The following is a 23,507-nucleotide window of genomic DNA, read 5'->3' on the forward strand; positions in this document are numbered from 1 at the left end:
AAAGGTCAAAAACAATAAGGCGCCGGTCAAGCTTGGCCGGTTCGACACGGTTAACGCCGCTCGCGCGGAAAGGCTCCCTCGGGGGTGGGCGTGAAGGCGACGCGGGCCTATGAGTGCGCCGCAACATCGAAAGGACGTCATGACGGGACGGATCGGCGGCGAGGACATCGCCCGCGGCATCGCGCTCAGGATCGCGGCGGCAGGCGCCTTTTCCGTCATGTCGGCGGTGCTGAAACTGGCCTCTCTGGACGGCGTGGTCGCCCCCGAGATGCTGTTCTACCGCGCCTTCTTCGGCCTGCCCGTGGTCCTGGCCTGGGTGCTGACCCAGCCGGGCGGCCTCGCCGGTCTGACCACGCGCCGGCCCTGGGCCCATGCGGGACGCAGCGCCCTGGGCGTCGTCTCCATCCTGTGCCTCTTCCAGACCCTGACCCTGCTGCCCCTGGCCGACGCCACCACCCTCAGCTTCACCGCACCCATCTTCGCCACCATCCTGTCCTTCTTCATCCTGAAGGAGGCGGTGGGGCCGCGCCGCTGGGCCGCCGTGGCGGTGGGCTTCATCGGCGTCGTCATCGTCATGCGTCCCCTTTCGTTCGTCTCGGGGGGCGGTCACGCCATGCCGCTCGAGGGCATAGGTTTCGGCCTGATGGCGGCCCTGCTGACGGCCAGCGTCACCATCACCCTTCGCCAGTTGCGCGACACCGAGCATGTCGCCGCCATCGTCTTCTGGTTCTTCGTCGGTTCATCCGGGGTGGGGGCGATCCTGCTGCCCTTCGTCGGTCATTGGCACTCGCCCCTGACCTTCGCCCTGCTGATCAGCTCAGGCGTCGCCGGCGGCCTAGCCCAATTGTTCATGACCGCCTCGCTGCAAAAGGCCCCGGTCGCCGTGGTCGCGCCCTTCGACTATCTCCAGATCGTCGGCGCTGTAATCTTCGGCTGGTGGCTGATGCACGCCACGCCCACCGCCAACACCCTGGCCGGCGGCGCCCTGATCGCCGCCGGCGGCCTCTACACCGCCTGGCGCGAACACGTCCGCCGCAAGGCCGCCCTGATCCAGACGACCGCGCCGCCGGTGTGAAGGTGGTTCGTGGTCATCAGCGAATGAAGTAGCCGATCACCTTCCAGGTCCCACGCTCGCGCATCAGGACTGCGGTCTCTACGGACTCCGCCTTGTCGCGGAAGGCCGTCCGGTACTGAATGACCTGATATTCCCCGGCGGGCAGTCCCGGAAGAGTGGTGGACGGAGCCACGCTGATCTGGGCCCGGGCGACGACGGCCCCCACCGTCGCGCGTACCGAAGCCACGGTCGAGGCCCAGTCCGCCTGCGTCACCTGGGCCTGGAAAAGGCTCCCGGCCGCATCCCAGCTGTCGACCCACTGTTCCCGGTCCAGCAGGGCGATCCAGGCCAGGGCCGCCTCGGCCCCCTCGCCGGGCGCAGCCGCTTCGACAGACGCTACGGGACTAGGCGGCGAATTCGTCGGCGCGGCAGCGGGGCCGGCGGCATAGGTGAAGATCAGGGCGGCGACGGCGAGCGACAACATGACGGCGAGTCCTCCGATGATCCATCGGGTCGATGAGGTGACCCGACGGCTTTGCGATGAAGCGGCGACTCTGACACCCTCGGCTGTCGGGTCTCCCCCAAATTCCTTGTCTCCAAGAAATTCGGGTCGCTCCATGTAGGCCTCCGACGCGCCGCCCGCCTCGGCCTCCACAAGACGCCTCGCTGCGGCCCGGCTGCTCGACAGCCCCAGCTTGTTCCGCGCCGAACGCAGCCGTTCGTTCACCGTATGGACGGACAGATCCAGGTGGCGGGCGACGGACTTGGCGTCATGGCCTCGGGCCAGAAGCCGCAGGGCCTCCTTCTCCCGCTCACTCAGGGACCGCAGCGCCTCGTCCATCGCCACCCTCTCTCGATGGGGCGAGCCTAGGCGACCGACAGCTGCTCCGCCACCCTCTGGCGAAACGCCCCTCTTACCGCCCCGTCGACCCGAACCCGCCGGCCCCGCGTGCGGTCTCGTCCAGCGTCTCGACCTCGACCCAGTCCGCACGCTCATGCTTGGCGATCACCAGCTGGGCGATCCGCTCCCCGCGGCGAATTACGAAGGGCTCCGCGCCGATATTGGCCAGGATCACGCCGCACTCGCCGCGATAATCGCTGTCGATCGTGCCCGGCGCATTGGGGCAGATGATGCCGTGTTTCAACGCCAGGCCCGAGCGCGCCCGCACCTGGGCCTCGAACCCCAGCGGCAGGGCGATCTTCAGTCCTGTGGGCACCAGGGCGCGCTGGCCGGGCGCCAGGGTCATCGGCTGGTCCTCGGGCACGGCGGCGCGCAGGTCCATGCCGGCCGATCCCGCCGTCTCATAGGCCGGCAGGGGCAGGCCCTCGGCATGGGGCAGGCGCAGGATCTGGACGGCGACGGGCTGGGTCATTCTGAACTCTTGAAATGGCCGGCGATACGGGCGGCGACGGCCCGGGCGATGGCGGATTTGGACTGGCGCGGCCAGGTTTCGGTCCTGTCGGCGGTGACCAGCAGGACGGCGTTGCCGTCCGAGCCGAAGACGTCGTCGGACACGTCGTTGCCGATGATCCAGTCACAGCCCTTGCGCGACAGCTTGGCCCGGGCGTTGGCCTCCAGGTCCGTGGTCTCGGCGGCGAAGCCGATCACCAGGGCCGGCCGGTTCGGACCCGGCGCGGCGATCCCGGCCAGGATGTCGGGGTTCTCGATCAGGGCCAGGGTCGGCGGGCCGCCCGGCCCCTTCTTGATCTTGCCCCCGGCGATGGTGTCCACGCGCCAGTCGGCCACGGCGGCCGACAGCACGGCGATGTCGGCGGGCAGGGCGTTTTGCGTCGCCGCCTGCATCTCCAGCGCGCTCTCCACGTCGATCCGCGTCACCCCGACAGGCGCGCCCAGGGCGGTCGGCCCCGACACCAGGGTCACCTCCGCCCCCAGTTCGACCAGGGCGGCGGCGATGGCGTAGCCCTGTTTGCCGCTGGAGCGGTTGGTCAGACCCCGCACCGGATCGATCGGCTCGAAGGTCGGCCCGGCCGTAACCACCGCCTTGCGACCCGCAAGGGGCCGCCCGGCCGCGCCCGCCAGCAGGCCGATGATCGCCTCCAGGATCGCCGCCGGCTCGGCCATCCGGCCGGGTCCGTATTCGCCACAGGCCATCTCGCCGTCGTCCGGCCCCACCACGGCCACGCCGTGGAAGCCGGGGAAGGCCTTCAGCCGCTCCATATTGGCCTGGACCGCCGGATGCTCCCACATCCGCACATTCATCGCCGGGGCCAGCAGCACCCGCTTGTCCGTGGCGATCAATGTGGTTGAGGCCAGGTCGTCGGCGATCCCGTTCGCCGCCTTGGCGATCAGCCCCGCCGTCGCCGGCGCCACGACCACCAGATCGGCCCAGCGCGACAGCTCGATATGGCCCATGCTGGTCTCGTCGTCGGGGTGGAACAGGCCCGAGCGCACCGGATGGCCGCTCAGCGCCGCCAGCGACAGGGGCGTCACGAACTCGGCGCCGGATTCGGTCAGGATCACCCGCGTCTGGCCCCCCGCCTTGGCGATCAGCCGCACCAGCTCCAGCGCCTTGTAGGCCGCTATGCCGCCGCCGACGATCAGCAGGATTTTGCGATTTGCGAGAGGGCGGCTGTCCATGGCCTTCGTCTAGCCGCCCAAGGCGACGCCGTCGAGACGGCCGAAAAGAACATTGCGGGAACATGAAGGTTGTGCTTATCTCGCGGCGAGCGGGTGTCCGAAGGGGGAGGCGAGGATGACGTCTGACAAGCGACAGGGTGCGGCCACAGGACTGGGGCTGATGATGGTCGGTTTGGCGGTGATGGCGCTGGCGGGGTGCGACAACGCCTCGGCGGTGCAGACGCGCGACCGAACGGCCGAGGCGACGCCGCTGGCCCTGGCGGCGACCGGGACGGGCGGCGGCGACGCCCCCGCCGCCGCCCAGCCCAAGCCGGTGCTGACGGCCAGCCGTCGCGAGACGGTGGATGACAAGATCGCCCGCCTGTACCAGCGCAACGGCGCCGACTTCGGCGCGGGGTCGGCCGAAGACTATCTGGACAAGGTCACCGCCTTTACGGCCAAGCCCCCGCGCGACGCCGAGACGATGAAACGGCCGAACGGCGACACCCTGATCTATCAGGCCTCGACCAACACCTTCGCCGTGGTGGCGCGCGACGGCACGCCCCGCACCATGTTCAAGCCGACCACGGGCGCCGACTACTGGGCCGAGCAGAAGACGGCGGCGCCCCGCTTCGGCCAGAGGCGACAATCGACGCCGACGGCGGGCTGATATAGAGGGCGGGGTCCGACCGACGCTCTGGAGCCCGCCCGATGTCCGACGCCCCCACTGGCGACAAGCCCTTGCTGAAGACCGCCCTGATCTATGATTTCGACGGCACCCTGGCGCGCGGCAACATGCAGGAGGTCAGCTTCATCCCGTCCGTCGGCATGGGGATCGGCGCCTTCTGGGGCGAGGCCGAGCGCCTGACCAAGGAGGCCGACGGCGACGGCATCCTGATGTACATGCAGCTGATGCTGCATCACGCGCGCCAGAACGGTTCGCCGGTGACGCGCGAGACCCTGCGCCGGCACGGCGAGGCGGTGGCCCTGTTCGAAGGTCTGAAGGACCTCAGCTGGTTCGACCGGATGAACGCCTTCGGCGCGCGCTACGGGCTTGAGATCGAACACTATATCGTCTCGGCCGGCCTGGAGGAGATGATCGACGGCACGCCGATCCGCCCCGCCCTGACCCATGTCTTCGCCTCCCACTATGTCTATGACGACAAGGGCGAGGCGGCCTGGCCCGCGGTCGGCGTCAACTACACCACCAAGACCCAGTACCTGTTCCGCATCAACAAGGGGGTGAAGAACCACTGGGAGCACGAGCGGATCAACCACTTCATCCCCGACGACCAGCGACCGGTGCCGTTCGAGCGGATGATCTTCATCGGCGACGGCGACACCGACGTGCCGACCATGAAGATGATGCACACAAAGGGCGGCTTCTCGATCGCCGTCTATGACCCCCGCTCGAACGAGAAGGACCAGAAGAAGGTCTATTCCCTGATTTCCGAGGACCGGGTCAATTTCGTCGCCGCCGCCGACTATAGCGAGGGTTCGGCCCTGGACCTGATCGTCAAGGGCCTGGTCGGCCGCATCGCCATCAACGCCGGCTCCATGCCGGCGGGTCTGTAGCGATCCTTAGCGCCCGCCGGCCCTGATCCAGGCGTCGCGCGCCCCGATCAGCCGCGCGGGGGCCAGGCCGCGCAGGGACTTGGCGCCGGTCCGCCTCAGCCCCGCCTCCTGTCCCTTCTGCCAGACCACCGTCGCCGGATAGGCCACCGCCTCCGCAATATCCACCACCACCACTTCGGGCGGCAGGGCCGCGCCCCGGTCGAGCCTGAGCTTCAGGCCGCCGTCCGACAGATCGACGATCACGCAGGCCGTCTCCACACCCGGCGCACAGACGACGCCCCGCGCATTGACCGCCCGACGGGGTTCGCCGCGTCGGTCCGGTTGAGAAACGGGCTTGGGTCCAAACATACGCATGCCTCAGGACGCACAGTATCGCCGTGCGATCCTCTGTGCCGGTAGCGGACTTCGAGCCGGTCAGGAAGAGAGACGGGTCATCGAACGTCGGTTCCCGCCTTTCGACGCACGCTCCGCCCCGGAACCGGGCTTCAACCCGCCAGGGCGCCGAAATCCACCACGATCGGCTCTCGCTCCCAGACCGCCCAGCACCCGGCGGAAGGCCGCCTGTTCCAGAGACGTGGTCGCCGTGTTGGTCAGGGGGCGGAAGTTGACGATGTTCTGCGGCTAAAACACGGACCAACATGCCGATGAGCGACCATTCGGAGTTCCGACACGGGGTGGATTGCTGACTTAGCCGTTGGGGGACCTGGTTCGCGCGTAGAAGTGGCTTGGTCCGGCGAGTTCGCCTAGTTGAGGCCGTGCTTCCCAGTTCTCCAAGGTCGCCTCGTGGCTGAGGCCGGCCTTTCGCAGGACCGCCGCTGACGCGGCGTTGTCAGGATGGCATGTGGCCCATACGCGAAAGATCGGAGGCTGGGCTATCGCCCATGCGACCACTGTGCACGCGGCTTCGGTCGCGAAGCCGCGTCCCCAAGAGGCTTCACCGAAGATGTAGCCGAAATCGGCCTTAGGAGGCGATAGCCTCAGTTCAATCACCCCAAGGAACCGACCAGAGGCTTTCTCAATGACCGCCCAAGGGAAGGACGCCCCCGAAGCCCACTGGCTTTCGCACCGCTCCGCGAAGGCAAGGCTGGCGGCGATATTGCAGTGGCGTGGGAAAGGCATAAAGCGCGTCGATGGGACGGCGCTGGCGTAGCCGAAAATATCCCCGGCATCCGATCGCCGCACGGGGCGAAGTCCCAATCGCTCGGTCTCTAACGTTTCCGGTGGCCGCATCCTTCGACGATAGGGTTGGCTCTGAAAGTCCGCAACGGGTCAAACGAGGCAGTAGGCATACAGTCCCGAAGCCGACATTCGGCGGGCGTGGCAGCGGGGTCCGTCACAGGAGTCATGAACAGTTCAATGCGCTAAAGTCCGCCACCAGCGGCTCGCGCCCCAGCAGGGCCAGCAGGCGGCGAAACGCGCCTTGCTCCAGCGCGGTCGTGGCCGTGTTCGCCAATGGGTGGAAGTTGACGATGTCGGCGTCCCACAGCCGCCGGTCCAGGACGAAGGTCACGCGGCGCTCGACGTCGTTGATCAGCCCCAGGGCCGTGACCGAACCCGGGCGGACGCCCAGCGTCTCCCACATCAGGGCCTCATTGCCGAACGACAGCCGGCCCGCCCCCATCGCAGCCGCAGCGCGCTTCAGGTCGATGACCGTGTCCTGGCGGGCCGAGATCAGCCAGAGCCGGCCTTTGTGATCCTTGAGAAACAGGTTCTTGGTGTGGGCGCCGGGCAGGTCGGCCTTGAGGTCCAGGCCTTCCTCGACGCGGAAGACGGCCGGGTGGTCGTGGGTCGTGTGGGCCACGCCGTGTTCGGCCAGCCAGGCGGTCAGGGTCTCGCGGTCGAAAGCGGGTTCAGGCGCAAGGTCTGGGGTCATGGTTGAGCAGTCGCGTTTGCGGCGTTAGGAACGGTTCCATGGTCGATACCGTGCAGACGCGCCCGCTGGAACTGGAATGCTATCCGATGACGGCCCGGCCGCCGGACCTGGTGCCCGGCCGCCAGTCGCGCAATTGGATGGACGCCTTCATCAGCCGCCACCCCTATCGCTGCCTGCCGCTGAACATGGCCAACACCACGGGGTGGGAGATCCTGTGCCCGTTCGGTTTCACGGCCGAGTGGAACGGCGGGCCGCGCCAGGAAGACATCGTCATCACCCCCGACCGGCCCCAGCACGATCTGGACCATTTCGTCACCTCGCACTTCTCGCGCGGGGTGCTGACCATGCACCCGCAGTATCTGTTCCGCACGCCGCCGGGCTGGGGGATGATGTGCTCCGGTTCGCCCAATCACCTGAAGGACGGGATCCAGCCCCTGGTCGGCCTGATCGAGACCGACTGGCTGCCCTTCCCCTTCACCATGAACTGGATCTTCACGCGGCCGGGCCGGGTGAAGTTCGAGAAGGGCGAGCCCTTCTGCTTCATCAATCTGATCGAGCACAAGAAGGTGGAACAGTTCCAGCCGGTGATCCGGACGCTGGAGTCCAATCCGGTCATGAAGGGCCAGTTCGAGGCCTGGAACCGCGCCCGCACCGACTTCAACCAGCGTCTGGCCGGCGGCGACCCCGACGCGGCCAAGGAGGCCTGGCAGCGCTATTATTTCAAGGGCGAGGTGCCCGAGGATCTGGGCGCGGCGCCGCCGACCCATTCGAACAAGCGCCGCCTGAAGTCGCCGCGCGTCGGCTGAGGCCGGTCAGCCGCGGCCTAGAGCGCCATCACCGTGCCGAGCAGGACCCGGGCCCCGGCGCGGCCCAAAGTGGCGTTGGTGGCGGCCTGCAGATCTGCGGCCAGCTGGTCGATGTTCGGCGCGGCGCCCGGACGCAGGCCGGTGGCGAATCGCTGGACGGCGGTGTTGTAGGCGGCGCGCAGACGCGGCGCCGACTGCTGGGCCCGGGTGCGCAGGGCCGCGTCGGGCACATCCACGCCGACTTCGACCGACAGGACGCCGCGCCGGCCGCCGGGACGCGGGATCGAGCCCGTGACCACCGGCAGGCGGAAATAGGTGTCGGCCGACGGAGCGGCGCCGCCGCTCGATGAGGCGCGGGCGGGGGTCGAGGCGGCGGCCGTCGCGACGAGGGCGAGACCGAGAAGGGCGCGGCGTTCCATTCCGCCCTGCCTAACGGGGATGGCTTAAGAAACTGCTGAGCCCGACATCGGTCATAGTGCATATAAGGATATCCTTATGTGTTTATTGCTCCTTCATGCTCCACAGGCTATGAGGGCTGGAAAATCCCCTGCGGCCAGGAGCCCCCATGACCGACTACATCATCCGCGACATTTCTCTGGCCGATTGGGGCAAGAAGGAAATCGCGATCGCCGAAACGGAAATGCCGGGCCTGATGGCCCTGCGCGAAGAGTTCGGCGCCAGCCAGCCGCTGAAGGGCGCCCGGATCGCCGGCAGCCTGCACATGACCATCCAGACGGCCGTTCTGATCCAGACGCTGGAAGCCCTGGGCGCCGAAGTCCGCTGGGCCTCGTGCAACATCTTCTCGACCCAGGACCACGCCGCCGCCGCCATCGCCGCCTCGGGCACGCCGGTGTTCGCCACCAAGGGCGAGACCCTGGAGGAATACTGGGACTACGCGCACAAGATCTTCGAATGGGCTGACGGCGGCTATCCGAACCTGATCCTGGACGACGGCGGCGACGCCACCCTGCTCTGCGTGCTCGGTCCCAAGGCCGAGAAGGACATCTCGGTCCTGGCCAATCCCCAGAACGAAGAGGAAGAAGCCCTCTTCAAGGTGATGAAACGCTACATCGCCGAGAAGCCCGGCTTCTACTCGGCCATCCGCGACGCCATCGGCGGCGTGTCGGAAGAAACGACCACGGGCGTTCACCGCCTGTATCAGATGGCCGAAAAGGGCGAGTTGCCCTTCCCCGCCATCAACGTCAACGACAGCGTCACCAAGTCCAAGTTCGACAACCTGTACGGCTGCCGTGAATCCCTGGTCGACGCCATCCGTCGCGGCACCGACGTCATGCTGTCGGGCAAGGTCGCCGTGGTCTGCGGCTACGGCGACGTGGGCAAGGGCTCGGCCGCTTCGCTGCGCCAGGGCGGCGCCCGCGTGATCGTGACCGAGATCGACCCGATCTGCGCGCTTCAGGCCGCGATGGAAGGCTATGAGGTCCAGACCCTGGACGACAGCGCCGGCCGCGCCGACATCTATGTGACGACGACCGGCAACAAGGACGTCATCACGGTCGAACACATGCGCCAGATGAAGAACAACGCCATCGTCTGCAACATCGGCCACTTCGACTCGGAGATTCAGGTCGCCGGCCTGAAGAACTTCAAGTGGGACGAGATCAAGCCGCAGGTCCACCACATCGAATTCCCGGACGGCAAGAAGATCATCCTGCTGTCGGAAGGCCGTCTGGTGAACCTGGGCAACGCCACGGGCCACCCGTCCTTCGTGATGTCGGCCTCCTTCACCAACCAGACCCTGGCCCAGATCGAGCTGTGGACCAACGCCAAGTCCTATCAGAACCAGGTCTACACCCTGCCCAAGCACCTGGATGAAAAGGTCGCCCTGCTGCACCTGGCCAAGCTGGGCGCCAAGCTGACCGTCCTGACCCAGGACCAGGCCGACTATATCAACGTGCCGGTCGAAGGCCCGTTCAAGGCGGACCACTACCGTTACTAAGCTCTCCCCGAGGCCGGAACCGCGAGGTTCCAAGTGACGAGGGCGTCTTATGACGTCCTCGTCGTCGGGGCCGGCGCGGCCGGGATGACGGCCGCGATCGAGGCCGGGCGTCGCGGACGTCGGGTTCTGGCGGTCGATCACGCCGCCAACCCCGGCGAGAAGATCCGCATCTCCGGCGGCGGTCGGTGCAATTTCACCAATCTGGGCTGCGGGCCGGCGAATTTCCTGGGTGAGAACCCCCGTTTCGCCACCTCGGCCCTGCGTCGCTACACCCAGCACGACTTCGTCAAGCGCGTGGATCGGGCCGGCGTCGCCTGGCACGAGAAGACCCTGGGCCAGCTGTTCTGCGACGACAGCGCCAAACAGATCGTCCGCATGCTGACCGACGACATGGCGGCGGCGGGCGTGACCCTGAAGATGAAGACGGGCGTGGACCGCCTGGACCGGTCCGGCGACGGCTGGCGCGTCGTCCTGTCCGACGGAACCCAGGTCACGGCGACCGCCCTGGTCGTGGCGACGGGCGGTAAATCCATCCCCAAGATGGGCGCCACCGGCTGGGCCTACGAGGTCGCGCGCCAGTTCGACATTCGCGTCACCGAAACCCGACCGGCCCTGGTCCCCCTGACGTTCGAGGCCGGACTGCTGGAGACCCTCGCGCCGCTGGCCGGCGTGGCGGTGGACGCCACTGTGACCTCTGCGCCTGAAGGGGCCAAGGCGCGCAAGGCCCGTTTCAGCGAGGCCATGCTGTTCACCCATCGCGGCCTCAGCGGCCCGGCCATCCTGCAGATCAGCTCCTACTGGCGCGAGGGCGAGGCCATCGTCGCGGCCATGGCGCCGGGGCGCGACGTCTTCGCCGAACTGAAAGCCGCCAAGACCGCCAACGGCCGCCAGGCCGTTCACACGGCCCTGGGCCATATCGTGCCGCGGCGACTGGCGGAAAGCCTGTGCGAGCGGGAGGGCGCGGCGGGCAATCTGGCCGATCTGTCGGATGCGACGCTGCGGCGGCTGGATCAGGCGGTCAACGCCTGGAGCGTCAAGCCGGTCGGATCCGAAGGCTATCGCACCGCCGAGGTGACCCTGGGCGGGATCGACACCGCCGCCCTGGACCAGCAGACGATGGCCGCCAAGGCGGTTCCCGGCCTCTATTTCATCGGCGAGGCGGTCGATGTCACCGGCTGGCTGGGCGGCTATAATTTCCAGTGGGCCTGGTCCTCCGGCTGGGCGGCCGGTCAGGTCTGCTGAGCGAGGAACGGCCTGTGGCGCCACGACGCATGGCGGCGAGCCGGCCGGGCGCCTAGCTTGGATCCTGCGGAACGGGCCCCTCTGGCGTCTTCGCGATCCGGCGTCTTCCTTTCGCCGCCTCGTATCGACGCGATGTCGGACCGCACGGATGCGTCGGCGCGATAGGTCTGTGCCCCCCTCTGGGCCGGTCGCGCCGACGCCCGAACCGACCCGATTCCTGACTGATCTGGAGCCCCGATGCCTCTTCTGATGTGCCCGAACGACAATTCCGCCATGCAGACGCTGGATCGGGACGGCGTGCAGTTCGACATGTGCCCCGCCTGCCGGGGCGTCTGGCTGGACCGCGGCGAACTGGAGAAGCTGATGGCTTCGGCGGCCGAGGACGGTCGCGCGTCTGCAACGCCCGCCGCGCCCCCGTCCCAGTCCCAGCCCCAGCCCCATTCTCAGCCCCAGTCCCAACCCTGGGGCGGAGGGCGTCCCTATGCCGACGACCGGGGCTATAGGGACGGCCGGCGCGGCGATGATCGCCATCGGGACGACGACTATCGCTACAAGAAGAAGAAACGCGACAGCATCTTCGACATCTTCGACTGAGGCTCAGACCTTCAGGCGCGCCGCCTGCATCAGACTCTGCAGCGCAGCAGACGCTTCCGTATCGGCGTCCGCCGCCTCGCGGATTTCGGGGATCCGCAGCATCTTGACCGCTTCGGCGCGGGCGCGGTCCGCCGCCGGCCCCAGGGGCGCAGTCTCGCCATTGGTCATCTTCATCAGGGCCGTCAGCTTCTGAACCGGCGTGGCCTGGGCCCGGCCGATCTGGGCCAGCAGCCCGGCGTCCGCCTCCAGGGTTCCGCCCAGGGCGCCGATGGCCGTCGAAATCTGTCTTTCATCCAGTTCGCCCAGCTGTACGGCCCGCACCGACCGCTGCAGTCGCGCCAGGACCAGCAGCTTCTGCGACACGCTGGGGCCGCCCGGCGCCGACTGGCGCATCTCGCTTTCCAGCCGGACGGAGGCCACGCAGGCGCTGAGCCAGCGCGCCGCCGCCCGCTTGTTGGCCCCTCCGGTGACGTTCTCGCACAGCCGCGTCAGCAGTTCGGCCTCGGACAGGGCGGTCGGGCATTGGCGGACATAGGCGCCGACGAAATCGGGCGTGACCAGGCTCTTGGATCGGTCGACGAAGGCGTTCTGCACCTCTTCCAGGGTCAGAAGCCGGCCCGCCGCCGCCGTCAGGGCCATGGCGAGGGTGCGCAGGATGTCGATCTCCCCCACCGGATCGTTGGGCCGCAGCCGCCGCGGGCTGGCCAGTTCGCGCGTCACCATCCGCGCCAGGGACGCCGACAGCTGCGGGAGTTCTCCCCCCGCCAGGCGCGCGCCCAGTCGTGCGGCGGGACCTTCGACGGCCGGCGTCATCAGGGCCATGCGGGGATCCAGACCGATCAGCCGTTCGACCTCTCGGGGGGCCACCATGCGCACCACCGCGGCCAGGCTGGCGCCGTGGTCCAGAGACGGGCCCAGGATTTCCGCCAGGTTCGCGCGCACCGCCAGCATTTCGGCCGCGATCTGTTCGACGGCGCCCACGACGAGCCCGCGCGCCGGCCCGGCCGGCGGCGCGGCGTCGATCATGTCCATCAGGCCGTCCAGCCGGTCCCGCGCGCCCTTGCGGTCGGCCAGGGCCTGGGCGACGACGCCGCCCATGACGAAGGCGCGGTCCGCCGATCCGCTCAACCCCTGCGCCAGCTCGGCGATCGACCGTTTTTCCAGCGACGGAAACAGGCCCGAGCGGCCCGCCTTCAGCAACCGTGCGACCGCATCCTCCGACAGCCGCTGGTAGTGGCGCACGACGCTGTGCAGGTCCTGGCCGCTGGCCTGGCTCTCCGGCACGGCGACCTTCTGGACGGCGTGCTGAAGCTCCACGCCGGAGGCGTCGAGTCGCTCGGCCAGGTCTGGCCGGTGCAGGAGTTCGAACGCCGTCGCCCCCTGGCGCTTCAGCCAGTCCTCCAGAACACGGCCGATCAGGGCGCGGGCGTGGGGCGTATAGAGTTCGGCCGGGGCGCTGCACGCCGGGCGAGCGGCCTCGACACTCCTGGGCTTCTTCTTCTCCTCGGGCGCGCCGATCGTCAGGATGTTGAGGCTGTTGAACTCCATCGTGTCCGGATCCAGCGTCTCCTTGGTGACGCGGGCGGCGGCGGCCAGCCGGTCGCGCAGCTGATCCTCGGCCGTTTCCAGGGCGTGTTTGCGGTCCTCGGTGGCGATCAACAGAGTCCAGCCCGCCGGAGCGGTCTTTCGGACATAGACTTCGTAGTGGATCGGACCGGCCATCCGGGATCATTGAGGCCCAAGGCTTTAAAGGGGGGTTTTCACGACGAATTTTCATCGCGCCGTTGGAAACGAACCCGGCTATCGTTGAAACATCCGGGTTGGCGGCCCATCTGCCTTAGCCCTAATGTGACCGTGATCGAACGGTTACGCTTGCCGTGCGTTCTCGTTCGCGGGAACGGGAAGTTCAGGAGAAGACAACCTTGGCCAACATCACCCTGGTCGATGACGACGAGAACATCGTGGCGTCCGTCTCGCTGGCGCTGGAAAGCCATGGCCACAAGATCACGGCCTACCACGACGGAGCCTCGGGTCTCGCCGCGCTGGAAAGCGCGCCGCCCGACCTAGTCATCCTCGACGTGAAGATGCCGCGCATGGACGGGATGGAGGTGCTGCGCCGCCTGCGTCAGACCTCGCAGATTCCCGTCATCATGCTGACGTCCAAGGACGAGGAGATCGACGAGATTCTCGGCTTCAACCTCGGCGCCGACGACTATATCCACAAACCCTTCAGCCAGCGGCTGCTGATCGAACGGGTCAAGGCCCTGCTGCGTCGCACCGGCGCCGACGGCGTCGACCCCGAACCCTCGGCCGAAGTTTCCGGCAAGGCGATCAAGCGCGGCAAGCTGAGCATGGACCCGGCCCGTCACGAATCCACCTGGGACGGCAAGCCGGTGAAGCTGACCGTCACCGAATTCCTGCTGCTCCAGGCCCTGGCCCAGCGCCCGGGCTTCGTGAAGAGCCGCGACAACCTGATGGACGCCGCCTACGACGATCAGGTCTATGTCGACGACCGCACCATCGACAGCCACGTGAAGCGGATGCGCAAGAAATTCCGCGCCGTGGACAATGAGTTCGACGCGATCGAGACCCTGTATGGCGTCGGCTACCGCTACCGCGAAAGCTGATCTTCCCGTCGGGCGCGAGCCCGACGAGGAGCCTGTCCGCCGGCCGAGGTTCCGCTTCGGCGGCTCGCGGCTGGGCGGCTTCATCCTGGCGCTCAACCTTCTCAGCCTGCTGATCCTGTTCGGCGGAGCCCTCGTTCTGAACGAATGGCGTCAGGGGCTGATCCAGGCGCGTCAGGAATCGCTGACCGTCCAGGCCGAACTGCTGGGCAATGTCCTGGGCGAACTGGGCATCAGCCGGGGCGTGCCGACCCCGGAGCTGGACGTGGGCGAGGCGGCGAAATGGCTGCGCGACAATTTCGTCCCGAACGGCCAGCGGGTTCGCCTGTACGACATCAACGGCCTGCCGGTCATCGACAGCTACGAGGTGACCGAGAACATCCCCGGCCAGGTCCTGCCGCCTGCGCGTCCCGCCGGCACGCCCCCCTCCGGGGAGATCGCCCAGAAGACCCTTCGCGACGCCGAACACAAGAAGGCCGTCGAGGCCGAGGTCGCCGCCGAGGTCGAGCGCGCCCTGGCCGGAGAGCCGCAGACGACCGTCCGGCGCAACGAATCCGGCGACCGCGTCGTCTCCGTCTCCATCCCCATCCGGCATGTCCGCCAGGTGCTGGGCGTCCTGACCCTGGAAGCCGGCAATGTCGATGAGATCCTGGACGATCAGAGACGCGCCCTGGTGCCTTTCGCCCTGGTGGCCCTGGCCGTGAACCTGCTGGCCTCCCTCTTGCTGCATCTGTTCGTGGCGCGGCCGGTCTTGAGGCTGGCGGCGGCGGCGGACCAGGTCCGGCTTCAGCGCGCCCGCGCCATCTCCCTGCCCGACCTGGAGGAGCGCAAGGACGAGATCGGCGACCTGGCCCGGTCGCTGGAGTCGATGACCGACACCCTGTCCACACGGATGGACGCCATCGAACGGTTCGCCGCCGACGTGTCGCACGAGATCAAGAACCCCCTGACCTCGATCCGTTCGGCGCTGGAGACCCTGCCCCTGGTCAAGACCGACGCCCAGAGGGAGAAGCTGACCAGTCTGCTGCAACAGGACGTGCGCCGCCTGGACCGGCTGATCACCGACATCTCCAACGCCTCGCGTCTGGACGCCGAACTGTCGCGCGACCGGCCCCGCGCCATCGAACTGAACCGTTTGCTGGCCGATATCGTCGGCGTCTATGAGACCACCGCCCGGCCGGACGATATTCCCGTCCGGTTCGAGCCTCCGCCCCAGGGCCTCCGGGTCGCCGGCCGCGACGGTCCCCTGGGACAGGTGTTCCGCAACCTGATCGACAACGCCCGCTCCTTCAGCCCCGCCGGCGGCGAGGTTCGGGTCGTGCTGGAAGAGGTCGAGGGCGACCTGCCCATCCGCATCCGCGTCGAGGACCAGGGGCCCGGGATTCCGCCCGAGAACCTGGAGACCGTGTTCGAGCGCTTCTACACCTCGCGGCCCAAGGGGGCGGCCTTCGGCTCCAACTCGGGCCTGGGCCTGTCCATCGTCCGCCAGATCGTCGAGGCGCATGGCGGCCGCGTCACGGCCGACAACCGGATCGGCGCAGACGGCCAGGTGATCGGCGCCCGGTTCGAGATCGGCCTGCCGTCCGCCGCGTCGCCCGGTCGTCGCTCATGACCGACCCGTCGCCCGTTCACGCCACCACGGTCGCCGTCCGCCGGGACGGGGCCTGGACGGCGGTGATGATCCTGGGTCCGTCGGGCGCCGGCAAGAGCGATCTGGCCCTGCGGCTGATCGGGCGGGGCTGGCGACTGGTCAGCGACGACTATACCCGGGTCTGGGCGTCCGGCGGCGCGCTTCATGCGACCGCCCCGGCCGCCATCGCCGGCCGGATCGAGGCGCGCGGGGTCGGAATCGTGTCCGTCAGGACACGGCTGGTCGCCAGAGTCGTCCTGGCCGTCGCCTGTGTTCCCGAAGCGGTCGAACGGCTTCCGGAGCCGCAGACACGGCGCTTCTGCGGGATCGACCTGCCCCTGCTGGCGCTGGACCCCCGCCCCGCCTCGGCCGTCGAGATGGTCGCAGTCGCGCTTCAGACGCTTTGAACCCGCGCATAACGGGTCTATGACACGCCTCTTGCGGTCCAAAACGGATGCGTCCGGCCTCCCTGGCGGGCGCGGGGAGGTCCGGGGACGGTTCAGGGCGGGATGCGAGTGAAGTTCTCATGATTGGCCTGGTTATCGTCACCCATGGGGGACTGGCCTCGGAGTTTCTTTCGGCGATGGAGCATGTGGTCGGGCCGCAGCGCGGCGTCGCGGCCATATGCATCGGGCCGGATGACGACATGGAGCGACGCCGTCGCGACATCGTCGACGCCGCCGCCGCCGTGAACGACGGCGACGGGGTGATCCTGTTGACCGACATGTTCGGCGGCACCCCGTCCAACCTGGCGATATCGGTGATGGAACAGACCCACGCCGAGGTCATCGCCGGCCTGAACCTGCCCATGCTGATCAAGCTGGCCAGCGTGCGCGGGCGCGAGACCCTGGAGGCCTGCGTGGCCCACGCCCAGGACGCCGGGCGCAAATACATCTCGGTGGCGTCCTGGGTGCTCGCGGGCGAAAAATGAGCGTGAAGACGACTCTCGACATCTGCAATACGCGCGGCCTGCATGCCCGCGCCTCGGCCAAGTTCGTCAAACTGGCCTCCAGTTTCGACAGCGAGATTCATGTCACCCGCGACGGCGTCTCGGTGGACGCCCGTTCGATCATGGGCCTGCTGATGCTGGGCGCCGGCATCGGCTGCAGCATCGAAGTCTCGGCCGAGGGCGCAGACGCCGAAGAGGCGATCGAGGCCCTGACGGACCTCGTCGCGCGCAAGTTTGACGAGGATCAGTAGAGGGCTTCCGCCCCCGGATTACAGGCCCAGGGCGCGGCGGATGTCGCGCCAGTCCACATATTTGAAGTTCTGGGTGCCGACGTCGTTCACGTCGTCCTGGATGACGACCAGACCTTCGGGGAAGGGACCGACCGCGCCGCTGGCGGCGGCCAGACCGTCCGTGCCGGTGACGCCGTCCACCACGCCGTCCACGATCTTGAACCGGCCCTTGTACTGCGGGGCGGCGCCGTCGATGCGCCAGACCGGGAAGGTCGAATCGCCCTGGCTGGACGCGATCAGATAGCGTTTGTCGCCATCCGTCAGCGTGGTCAGCCCCTCGGCGTCGGCGACCAGGACGTCCTTGGCGATGGGCTGGACCAGGGTCCGCGCCGCGCCCGACGCCGGGTCGAGGCCATAGCGCCACAGGCCGACATTCTCCTCGTTGATATAGAGGGCGTTCGTGGCCTCGTCGGCGGCGCAGCCTTCGGAAATGGTTCCGATCTCGGCGCGACGCACCTCGCGCGAGACCGGCTGACCGGCCGCATCGACGCTCAGCACGAACTGTCGCAGTTCGCCCTCATGCCCCACCAGGACGGCGTGAACCTCGGCTCCCCGGCGCGCGAAACAGAAGCCGTAGGGTTCGATCACGTCGGTGGCGATGGCGCCCCAGGGGCGGACGGCGTTCTGGCCGGTCCCGGCCGGATCGAACAGATACAGCGAGATTCCCGTCTTGCCCGGCGTGCGGTCGCTGGCGCCCAGCACCAACTGCGGCCGGCCATCGATGTTCAATCCCTCGATCAGGTCGACATTGTTCAGCAGGCCTTCCGGCAGGAACTGCAGGATCTGGCCGTCGAAACCGTAGATGTAGAGGCCCGACTTCTTGTCCGTCCCGGCCACGAAGCCCTGAGTGGCCTGGCCCATCACCATGACCGGCGCAGCCGAGGCCCAGACGGCCGGATCGTCCGCCGCGTCCTGGCCGGCCGTGCCGACCGAGGGGGTTTCCAGCGCGGCCTGGACCGGCGCGCCCGGCCCGACGAAGCCTTCGCCCTCGCCCTGGAAATCGACCTCGCGGGTTGCGCAGGCGGTCAGCATCAGGGCCGCGAGCGAGACGCCCGCTAGAATCTTGGCTGGCTTGAACGTCATGACTGGCCCCCGACAGAATCTGCTGAATCCTGATCGGCAAGGCTCCGCGGCGCGTCAATGGACATATTGTGACGTTTGCACGACGAAATCGCATGATTTTGGCCGTTATCGGATCATTCGCAATCTCACTGACAAGGAAACGAGCAGCAAGCGTCGCCAAAACGTCGCGATCCTTTCGCCGCCTGGGGGTAAGCGCGGCTGTATTCGTCGGGAGCAAACCCGACATTGGGGACCTCGTCATGAAATTCCATCTCCTCGCGGGCGCTTCGCTCGCGTCGCTCGCCGCTGTGACCGCCGCCCTGCCGGCCCACGCCTATGAAGCCTCCGCCCTGGCCGCCTCGGTCGCCGTCGCCGGCGAAGTCGTTCACGGCCGGGTCACCAACGCCGCCGGGGACGCGCTTCCGGGCGCCGAGGTGATCGTGCGAGCCACCGGGCAACGCGCCGTGACCAACACCCAGGGCGAGTTCGATCTCGTCCTGCCGACCGGCACGGCCGTGCTGGACGTCCGCTACATCGGCCAGCCCTCGGCGACCCAGACCGTCAGCGTGGTCCAGGGCGGAACCGAAGTGTCGATCATGCTGGGCGCAGGCGAGGCCGCGACCGTCAGCGACGTCATCGTCACCGGCGTCATCACCGACGGTGTGGCGCGGTCGCTGAACCAGCAGAAGAACGCCGACGGCACGGTCAATGTCCTGTCCGCCGACGCCATCGGCCGCTATCCCGACCCCAACGTCGCCGAATCCCTGCAGCGTGTGCAAGGCATCGCCATCCAGCGCGACCAGGGCGAAGGCCGCTACATCAACGTCCGCGGCGCGCCCTCGGCCTTCACCGCCGTCTCGGTGGACGGGGTCCAGGTTCCCGCCGTCGATCCGGGCACCCGCGCGGTGGATCTGGACACCCTGCCCAGCGACATCGTCGCCAACATTGAGGTCTCCAAGACGCTCCTGCCCAGCCAGGAAGCCGATTCCATCGCCGGCGCCGTCAACATCAAGACCCGTTCACCCTTCGACCGTCGTCGCCTGGCTGTGAGCGGCTACGCCGGCGGCAGCTATAACGACTACGGCGGTTCCGACACCCGCGCCGCCGCCACGGCGTCCAACGTCTTCGCCAATGAGACCTTCGGCGCCCTGCTGTCGGTCAGCTATTCCGAAACCAACCGCCGCCCCGACAACGTCGAGAACGCCTGGGTCAAGGAAGAGCAAAACGGCGCCGACGTGTTCGTGCTCGAAGAAAGCCTGTTCAAGGACTACGAGACCAAGCGCACCCGCCAGGCCGTGACCGGCGCCCTCGAATGGCGCCCGACCGACGACTTCCGCGCCTATCTGCGCGGATCGTTCGCCCAGTTCGAAGACGACGAATACCGCAACACCCTGGGCCTGATCTACTCGGACGGTAAGCTGAAAGCCGGCGCTACCGACACGAGCGCCACCTATACCGGCGCGCGCATCACCCGTCAGCTACGTCACCGCACCCAGAAGAACGACATCACCACCCTGGTGGCCGGCGGCGAAAAGACCTTCGACAACGGCGCCGTCTGGGACGCCAGCCTGTCCTGGGCCGATAGCGAACAGTCCTATCCCAACCGGAACGAGCTGCTGTATCGCGCCGACGCCCCCGAATTGAGTTACAACACGGCCGATCACTATATGCCGACCTATTCGGTGTTCAGCGATCCGACCGGCCTCTATCGGGACCCCACCAAGTTCAAATTCCGCGAGAACACCTTCCGCGAGAACACGACCCAGCAGGAAGACGTCGCCTTCAAGACCAACTTCGAGCTGCCCAGCCAGTTCGCCGGACGCGACGTGACGTGGAAGCTCGGCGCCAAGTTCAACAGCCGCGAGATCAATGCGGACGAGCAGCGCTACCGTAACCGCGCCTCTTCGGCGAGCCCGGGCACGCTGGCGTCGGTGCTGAGCGACCGTGAATCGCGCAACTACGACTATGACCTCGGCTTCAAGTTCGACGCTGACCTGGCCGACGCCTATTTCGCCAGCGCGCGCGCCGCGTCCCCGATCCGCGGGCCTGAATCCACCACTGCGGACTACACGGCGCAGGAAGACATCCTCGCCGGCTACGCCCAGGCTCGCTTCGACATGGGCGCGACCAACGTCATCATCGGTCTTCGTGTCGAGAACACCAAGTTCGACGGTTCGGCGGTTCAGTACGCCCTGATCGACGAAGACAAGCCCACGGAGAAAGAGATTTACACGGCCGCTAATGTCAGCCGTGACTACACCGACTTCTTCCCCAGCCTAACGGTCCGCCATAACTTCTCAGATAATCTGATCGGCCGGTTTGCTCTGACGCGCTCGATCTCGCGCCCCGAGTTCAACCAGATCGTACCGCGCCAGATCGACCAAACCGATAGCTCCAGCGGCAACGCGTCTTATGAAGTCGGCAATCCTGACCTGAATCCCACCCTGTCGAACAACATCGACTTCGGCCTGGAATACTACTTCGCCTCTCTCGGCGTGGTGTCCGCCAACGCCTTCTACAAGGACCTGACCGACTACCGATACATCCTCAAGTACTCCGAGGATCTGGCGGGCGGCGGCAAGGCCAAATTCGAGACACCGATCAATGCTCCCGACGGCCATATCGCCGGCCTTGAGCTGAACTGGCAGCAGAAATTCGGCTTCCTGCCGGGTCTGCTGTCGGGCTTCGGCGTCTTCGCCAACTACACCTGGACCGACGCCGAGATCAAAACGGCGCAATCCTATGGCGGTCGCGATACCTTCTCCCTGCCGGGCCAGTCGGACAGCAACTATAATGCGGCCCTCTTCTACGAAATGGCCGGCTTCAGCGCCCGCCTGTCCTACACGAAGCGTGGCGACTATCTTGAAGAGATCAACGCCGACGACGCCGATCTGGACCTCTATGTCGAGGGCCGCGAACAGCTGGACTTCACCACCAGCTATGACTTCGGCAACGGGGTCGAACTGTTCGGCGAAGCCAAGAACCTGACCGACTCGGCCGGGGTTCGCTACTACGGCTCGCGCGAGCGCACCTACGAGTACGAGAAGTTCGGCTACAACATCTTCGTCGGCGTCCGCTTCAAGCTCTAGGACCCCGAAACCTAGACGCAGAAAGGGCCGGACGGCGACGTCCGGCCCTTTTTCATGGGCGAAGCGCGCCGCGCTTCCGGGCGGCTTGACGACGGGCCTCGTCATGAGGTCTGGGTATCGGAGACCACCCCCGCTCCGCTGGTTCGCCCCTTGCAGATCCTGGCGAACCTGGGCGGCGGACGCCCCAGATTGAAACGGATCGACCGAATGTTTCTCGAAGGCGAGGTCAACTGGACGCTGATCTTCGGCATCACGGCCGTCGTCGGCTACGCCCTCGCGGCCGTCGCCCTCTGGTTCGCCGTGACCCACGGCGCCCGCCACGCCAGCGCAAGCGACCAGCTCGACATCGTCCAGAAGGTGGCCGAATCCTCCGACAGACGCCTGTTCGAGACGATGAACGCCGTGCCCGTGGCCATGGTCGAGACCGACAGCACGGGCAAGTTCGTCTTCGCCAACCGCGCCGCCCATCAGCTGCTGGGCCGTCGCGACGCCGAACTGCTGGGCCTGCGCTTCCATTCCGCGACCTGGGGCATCACCTTCCCGGACGGCAAGCCGATCCCCGCCGATCTGTTGCCCAGCGCCCGGGCCCTGCGCGGCCAGACGGTGCGGGGCTTCCAGCATCTGATGATGAACGCCGCGACCCGCAAGAAGATGCTGGTTTCGGTCACGGCCATGCCGATCGAGAACGAACGGGGCCAGATCACCGGCTCCATCGCCGCCATCGTCGAGACCGACGTCCTGACCACCCCCGCCATCGAACCGGCGCCGCCCCCGCCGCCGCCCGCCGCCCGGCCCAGTCTGGCCGACCGGGTGTTCGACGCCGCCTCCGGCGCCCTGGTGGTGGTCGACGCCGACGGCCGCATCCGCCAGGCCAACCGCACCGCCCTGATCATGCTGGGGCGCGGCGAGGGGGTGACGGGTTCCGACTTCGCCGACCTGTTCCTGCCGCTGGACCGTCGCACCGAGGGCCGCCAGGCCTTGCGCGCCGCCCTGAACGCCGATGACGGCGAGGCTGCGCCGATCGAGACGGTGGACGCGGACGGCGCGGGGATCCGCTGGACCCTGACGCCCCTGGCCGACGAGGCGGATCGTCCGGACGCCGTACTGCTGGCCGGCGCCCCCTTGGAAGACATCGCCCCGACGGAGACCGGCTCCGAAACCGCAGAACCGGCCCCTCTGTCCGATGCGCCGGAAGACGACGCCGGCCAGGACGATCCGCACGATCCCGTCGCCGAGGCCCTTCAAACGGCGCAGGCGGACTTCGCCCGCCGCGAGAGCGAAATCCTGGCCGCCCATAATCAGGCCCTGCTGGACACGGTCGCCGAGGCCGCGCGCGCCGAACAGGCGGTTCGCGCCGAGCTGGAGGCCGAACGGCGCATGGCCAATGTCGGCCGTCTGGCCGGCGGCGTGACGCATGATTTCAACGCCCTTCTGGGGGTCATGACCTCGGCCCTGGACATGATGCTGCGCCATGCCGACGAGCCCGAGCGCATCCGCCGCCTGGGCCAGGCGGCCCTGGCCGCCGGTCAGCGCGGCGAACGCCTGACCCGCCGCCTCAGCGCCTTCTCTCAGGACGAGGACCGCACCAATCTTCAGCGGCTGGACGTCGGGATCTTCCTGGCGGGCCTGGAGACCAAGCTGCGTCTGCTGTCGGGGCCGTCGATCGACCTGATGATCGAAACCCCGGCCCAACCGGCCTTCGCCCGGATCGATCCGGCGGCCTTCGAGGCGGCGGTGCTGGCCCTGACGCGAAACGCGGTCGAGGCGTCGAACGGCGTCGGGTCGGTCGCGGTGCGGCTGGCGGTGATGGCCGACGACAGCCTGAGACTGAGCGTGCGCGATTCCGGCCCCGGCATGGACGCCGACACCCTGCGCCGCGCGGCCGAGCCCTTCTTCACCACCCGGCCGGATGCGGCCGGCCTGGGCCTGTCGCAGGCCTTCGCCTTTGCACGCCAGTCCTCGGGGGCCCTGGCGATCGACAGCACGCCGGGCGAAGGGGCGGAGGTCTCCGTCACCCTGCCCCGCGCGGAACAGCAGGACGCGGACGCGAGCGAAAATACGGGCCAGACGGACGAACCGGCGCCTGAAATCGTCTCCTGACGGCTTCCTCCCCCTGCAAAGGTCGATTCCGGCGTCCCATATGTCGCCCGGCGGTTGACCCCTGCGGGGTCGGCGCTAGTGTCC

At 67.8% G+C, this 23,507-nt stretch carries 23 protein-coding genes; 14 read left to right on the forward strand and 9 right to left on the reverse strand.

Going from position 1 to position 23,507, the window contains the following annotated elements; genetic code table 11:
• The first annotated feature begins 139 nt into the window (after positions 1 to 139).
• Positions 140 to 1,075 (forward strand): DMT family transporter, encoded by a 936-nt coding sequence (locus tag ACW18C_RS16205; RefSeq protein ID WP_492072002.1) that lies wholly within the window; start codon positions 140 to 142, stop codon positions 1,073 to 1,075.
• Between the two features lie 16 nt (positions 1,076 to 1,091).
• Here ACW18C_RS16205 and ACW18C_RS16210 read toward each other — a convergent pair whose 3' ends face one another.
• From ACW18C_RS16210 to coaBC, 3 genes are all read right to left on the reverse strand, one after another.
• Entirely contained in the window at positions 1,092 to 1,895 is an 804-nt protein-coding gene (locus ACW18C_RS16210; RefSeq protein ID WP_492072004.1) for a DUF4019 domain-containing protein, read from the reverse strand.
• A 73-nt stretch (positions 1,896 to 1,968) separates the two neighbouring features.
• A complete protein-coding gene (gene dut, locus ACW18C_RS16215; protein ID WP_292150365.1) occupies positions 1,969 to 2,427 on the reverse strand; it encodes a dUTP diphosphatase in 459 nt (152 codons plus the stop codon).
• Positions 2,424 to 3,653 carry a bifunctional phosphopantothenoylcysteine decarboxylase/phosphopantothenate--cysteine ligase CoaBC gene (coaBC, locus tag ACW18C_RS16220; protein WP_492072006.1) on the reverse strand — a complete coding sequence of 410 codons (1,230 nt, stop codon included), beginning with the start codon at positions 3,651 to 3,653 and terminating at the stop codon, positions 2,424 to 2,426. Before coaBC ends, dut begins: the two co-directional genes overlap by 4 nt.
• Positions 3,654 to 3,768: 115 nt before the next feature.
• Here coaBC and ACW18C_RS16225 point away from each other — a divergent pair, with 115 nt between their 5' ends.
• The gene (locus tag ACW18C_RS16225) at positions 3,769 to 4,302 is read left to right on the forward strand and encodes an S-type pyocin family protein (protein WP_492072007.1); all 534 of its coding nucleotides are present in this window, start codon (positions 3,769 to 3,771) and stop codon (positions 4,300 to 4,302) included.
• 41 nt (positions 4,303 to 4,343) lie between these two features.
• Positions 4,344 to 5,207, forward strand: a complete 864-nt coding sequence (locus ACW18C_RS16230) for an HAD family hydrolase (protein WP_492072009.1) — start codon at positions 4,344 to 4,346, stop codon at positions 5,205 to 5,207.
• Between the two features lie 6 nt (positions 5,208 to 5,213).
• On the opposite strand, the gene ACW18C_RS16235 is transcribed toward ACW18C_RS16230, so the two are convergent.
• The 3 genes from ACW18C_RS16235 to ACW18C_RS16245 all read right to left on the reverse strand — a co-directional run bounded on the left by ACW18C_RS16235 (position 5,214) and on the right by ACW18C_RS16245 (position 7,080).
• Positions 5,214 to 5,561: a PilZ domain-containing protein gene (locus ACW18C_RS16235; protein ID WP_372704961.1), complete on the reverse strand. Its 348-nt coding sequence runs from the start codon at positions 5,559 to 5,561 to the stop codon at positions 5,214 to 5,216.
• 333 nt (positions 5,562 to 5,894) lie between these two features.
• The gene (locus tag ACW18C_RS16240) at positions 5,895 to 6,437 is read right to left on the reverse strand and encodes a GNAT family N-acetyltransferase (RefSeq protein ID WP_492072010.1); all 543 of its coding nucleotides are present in this window, start codon (positions 6,435 to 6,437) and stop codon (positions 5,895 to 5,897) included.
• A gap of 112 nt (positions 6,438 to 6,549) precedes the next feature.
• Positions 6,550 to 7,080, reverse strand: coding sequence for a prolyl-tRNA synthetase associated domain-containing protein (locus ACW18C_RS16245; RefSeq protein ID WP_492072011.1), 531 nt, complete (start codon positions 7,078 to 7,080; stop codon positions 6,550 to 6,552).
• 38 nt (positions 7,081 to 7,118) lie between these two features.
• On the opposite strand from ACW18C_RS16245, the gene ACW18C_RS16250 reads away from it, so the two are divergent.
• Positions 7,119 to 7,886, forward strand: a complete 768-nt coding sequence (locus ACW18C_RS16250) for a DUF6065 family protein (RefSeq protein WP_008263111.1) — start codon at positions 7,119 to 7,121, stop codon at positions 7,884 to 7,886.
• A 17-nt stretch (positions 7,887 to 7,903) separates the two neighbouring features.
• Here the strand turns inward: ACW18C_RS16250 and ACW18C_RS16255 are convergent, their stop codons facing one another.
• Positions 7,904 to 8,305 (reverse strand): Tat pathway signal sequence domain protein, encoded by a 402-nt coding sequence (locus ACW18C_RS16255; protein WP_008259905.1) that lies wholly within the window; start codon positions 8,303 to 8,305, stop codon positions 7,904 to 7,906.
• A gap of 146 nt (positions 8,306 to 8,451) precedes the next feature.
• Here ACW18C_RS16255 and ahcY point away from each other — a divergent pair, with 146 nt between their 5' ends.
• From ahcY to ACW18C_RS16270, 3 genes are all read left to right on the forward strand, one after another.
• Positions 8,452 to 9,843, forward strand: coding sequence for an adenosylhomocysteinase (gene ahcY / locus ACW18C_RS16260; protein WP_008261797.1), 1,392 nt, complete (start codon positions 8,452 to 8,454; stop codon positions 9,841 to 9,843).
• A gap of 84 nt (positions 9,844 to 9,927) precedes the next feature.
• Entirely contained in the window at positions 9,928 to 11,085 is a 1,158-nt protein-coding gene (locus tag ACW18C_RS16265; protein ID WP_492074049.1) for a BaiN/RdsA family NAD(P)/FAD-dependent oxidoreductase, read from the forward strand.
• Between the two features lie 237 nt (positions 11,086 to 11,322).
• Complete coding sequence (locus tag ACW18C_RS16270) at positions 11,323 to 11,679, forward strand: TFIIB-type zinc ribbon-containing protein (RefSeq protein WP_492072013.1); 357 nt, start codon at positions 11,323 to 11,325, stop codon at positions 11,677 to 11,679.
• Positions 11,680 to 11,682: 3 nt separating this feature from the next.
• Here the strand turns inward: ACW18C_RS16270 and ACW18C_RS16275 are convergent, their stop codons facing one another.
• Entirely contained in the window at positions 11,683 to 13,401 is a 1,719-nt protein-coding gene (locus tag ACW18C_RS16275) for a hypothetical protein (RefSeq protein ID WP_492072014.1), read from the reverse strand.
• 200 nt (positions 13,402 to 13,601) lie between these two features.
• Between ACW18C_RS16275 and chvI the strand changes: the two genes are divergently transcribed.
• The 5 genes from chvI (at position 13,602) to ACW18C_RS16300 (ending at position 17,133) form a co-directional block, all read left to right on the forward strand.
• Positions 13,602 to 14,306, forward strand: coding sequence for a two-component response regulator ChvI (chvI, locus tag ACW18C_RS16280; protein WP_008261186.1), 705 nt, complete (start codon positions 13,602 to 13,604; stop codon positions 14,304 to 14,306).
• Complete coding sequence (chvG, locus tag ACW18C_RS16285; protein WP_292150593.1) at positions 14,275 to 15,915, forward strand: two-component sensor histidine kinase ChvG; 1,641 nt, start codon at positions 14,275 to 14,277, stop codon at positions 15,913 to 15,915. Before chvI ends, chvG begins: the two co-directional genes overlap by 32 nt.
• On the forward strand, positions 15,912 to 16,340 hold the full coding sequence (locus ACW18C_RS16290) for an HPr kinase/phosphorylase (RefSeq protein WP_008258830.1): 429 nt from the start codon (positions 15,912 to 15,914) through the stop codon (positions 16,338 to 16,340). The genes chvG and ACW18C_RS16290 overlap by 4 nt, the downstream gene beginning before the upstream one ends.
• Positions 16,341 to 16,459: 119 nt before the next feature.
• Positions 16,460 to 16,864 carry a PTS sugar transporter subunit IIA gene (locus tag ACW18C_RS16295; protein WP_008262883.1) on the forward strand — a complete coding sequence of 135 codons (405 nt, stop codon included), beginning with the start codon at positions 16,460 to 16,462 and terminating at the stop codon, positions 16,862 to 16,864.
• Complete coding sequence (locus tag ACW18C_RS16300; protein ID WP_008262858.1) at positions 16,861 to 17,133, forward strand: HPr family phosphocarrier protein; 273 nt, start codon at positions 16,861 to 16,863, stop codon at positions 17,131 to 17,133. The genes ACW18C_RS16295 and ACW18C_RS16300 overlap by 4 nt, the downstream gene beginning before the upstream one ends.
• Before the next feature lie 18 nt (positions 17,134 to 17,151).
• On the opposite strand, the gene ACW18C_RS16305 is transcribed toward ACW18C_RS16300, so the two are convergent.
• On the reverse strand, positions 17,152 to 18,255 hold the full coding sequence (locus ACW18C_RS16305; protein WP_492072017.1) for a phytase: 1,104 nt from the start codon (positions 18,253 to 18,255) through the stop codon (positions 17,152 to 17,154).
• Between the two features lie 239 nt (positions 18,256 to 18,494).
• Here ACW18C_RS16305 and ACW18C_RS16310 point away from each other — a divergent pair, with 239 nt between their 5' ends.
• Both ACW18C_RS16310 and ACW18C_RS16315 read left to right on the forward strand, forming a co-directional pair.
• Complete coding sequence (locus ACW18C_RS16310; protein WP_492072018.1) at positions 18,495 to 21,323, forward strand: TonB-dependent receptor; 2,829 nt, start codon at positions 18,495 to 18,497, stop codon at positions 21,321 to 21,323.
• Positions 21,324 to 21,530: 207 nt separating this feature from the next.
• Positions 21,531 to 23,423 (forward strand): PAS domain-containing sensor histidine kinase, encoded by a 1,893-nt coding sequence (locus tag ACW18C_RS16315; protein WP_492072019.1) that lies wholly within the window; start codon positions 21,531 to 21,533, stop codon positions 23,421 to 23,423.
• Positions 23,424 to 23,507: the final 84 nt, after the last annotated feature.

Source organism: Brevundimonas sp. FV1ye7S (genome assembly GCF_058680995.1).

Excerpts from the sequence above, each read along its gene's own strand:
- ACW18C_RS16230 (WP_492072009.1), top strand. The coding sequence starts at position 4,344 with ATGTCCGACGCCCCCACTGGCGACAAGCCCTTGCTGAAGACCGCCCTG.
- ACW18C_RS16295 (WP_008262883.1), top strand. The coding sequence starts at position 16,460 with ATGATTGGCCTGGTTATCGTCACCCATGGGGGACTGGCCTCGGAGTTT.
- ACW18C_RS16250 (WP_008263111.1), top strand. The coding sequence starts at position 7,119 with ATGGTCGATACCGTGCAGACGCGCCCGCTGGAACTGGAATGCTATCCG.
- ACW18C_RS16235 (WP_372704961.1), bottom strand. The coding sequence starts at position 5,561 with ATGCGTATGTTTGGACCCAAGCCCGTTTCTCAACCGGACCGACGCGGC.
- ACW18C_RS16225 (WP_492072007.1), top strand. The coding sequence starts at position 3,769 with ATGACGTCTGACAAGCGACAGGGTGCGGCCACAGGACTGGGGCTGATG.
- ACW18C_RS16210 (WP_492072004.1), bottom strand. The coding sequence starts at position 1,895 with ATGGACGAGGCGCTGCGGTCCCTGAGTGAGCGGGAGAAGGAGGCCCTG.
- ACW18C_RS16275 (WP_492072014.1), bottom strand. The coding sequence starts at position 13,401 with ATGGCCGGTCCGATCCACTACGAAGTCTATGTCCGAAAGACCGCTCCG.
- coaBC (WP_492072006.1), bottom strand. The coding sequence starts at position 3,653 with ATGGACAGCCGCCCTCTCGCAAATCGCAAAATCCTGCTGATCGTCGGC.
- ACW18C_RS16240 (WP_492072010.1), bottom strand. The coding sequence starts at position 6,437 with ATGCGGCCACCGGAAACGTTAGAGACCGAGCGATTGGGACTTCGCCCC.
- ahcY (WP_008261797.1), top strand. The coding sequence starts at position 8,452 with ATGACCGACTACATCATCCGCGACATTTCTCTGGCCGATTGGGGCAAG.
- ACW18C_RS16290 (WP_008258830.1), top strand. The coding sequence starts at position 15,912 with ATGACCGACCCGTCGCCCGTTCACGCCACCACGGTCGCCGTCCGCCGG.
- ACW18C_RS16265 (WP_492074049.1), top strand. The coding sequence starts at position 9,928 with ATGACGGCCGCGATCGAGGCCGGGCGTCGCGGACGTCGGGTTCTGGCG.
- ACW18C_RS16315 (WP_492072019.1), top strand. The coding sequence starts at position 21,531 with ATGTTTCTCGAAGGCGAGGTCAACTGGACGCTGATCTTCGGCATCACG.
- ACW18C_RS16205 (WP_492072002.1), top strand. The coding sequence starts at position 140 with ATGACGGGACGGATCGGCGGCGAGGACATCGCCCGCGGCATCGCGCTC.
- chvG (WP_292150593.1), top strand. The coding sequence starts at position 14,275 with ATGGCGTCGGCTACCGCTACCGCGAAAGCTGATCTTCCCGTCGGGCGC.
- ACW18C_RS16245 (WP_492072011.1), bottom strand. The coding sequence starts at position 7,080 with ATGACCCCAGACCTTGCGCCTGAACCCGCTTTCGACCGCGAGACCCTG.
- ACW18C_RS16305 (WP_492072017.1), bottom strand. The coding sequence starts at position 18,255 with ATGACGTTCAAGCCAGCCAAGATTCTAGCGGGCGTCTCGCTCGCGGCC.
- ACW18C_RS16270 (WP_492072013.1), top strand. The coding sequence starts at position 11,323 with ATGCCTCTTCTGATGTGCCCGAACGACAATTCCGCCATGCAGACGCTG.
- ACW18C_RS16300 (WP_008262858.1), top strand. The coding sequence starts at position 16,861 with ATGAGCGTGAAGACGACTCTCGACATCTGCAATACGCGCGGCCTGCAT.
- ACW18C_RS16255 (WP_008259905.1), bottom strand. The coding sequence starts at position 8,305 with ATGGAACGCCGCGCCCTTCTCGGTCTCGCCCTCGTCGCGACGGCCGCC.
- ACW18C_RS16310 (WP_492072018.1), top strand. The coding sequence starts at position 18,495 with ATGAAATTCCATCTCCTCGCGGGCGCTTCGCTCGCGTCGCTCGCCGCT.
- dut (WP_292150365.1), bottom strand. The coding sequence starts at position 2,427 with ATGACCCAGCCCGTCGCCGTCCAGATCCTGCGCCTGCCCCATGCCGAG.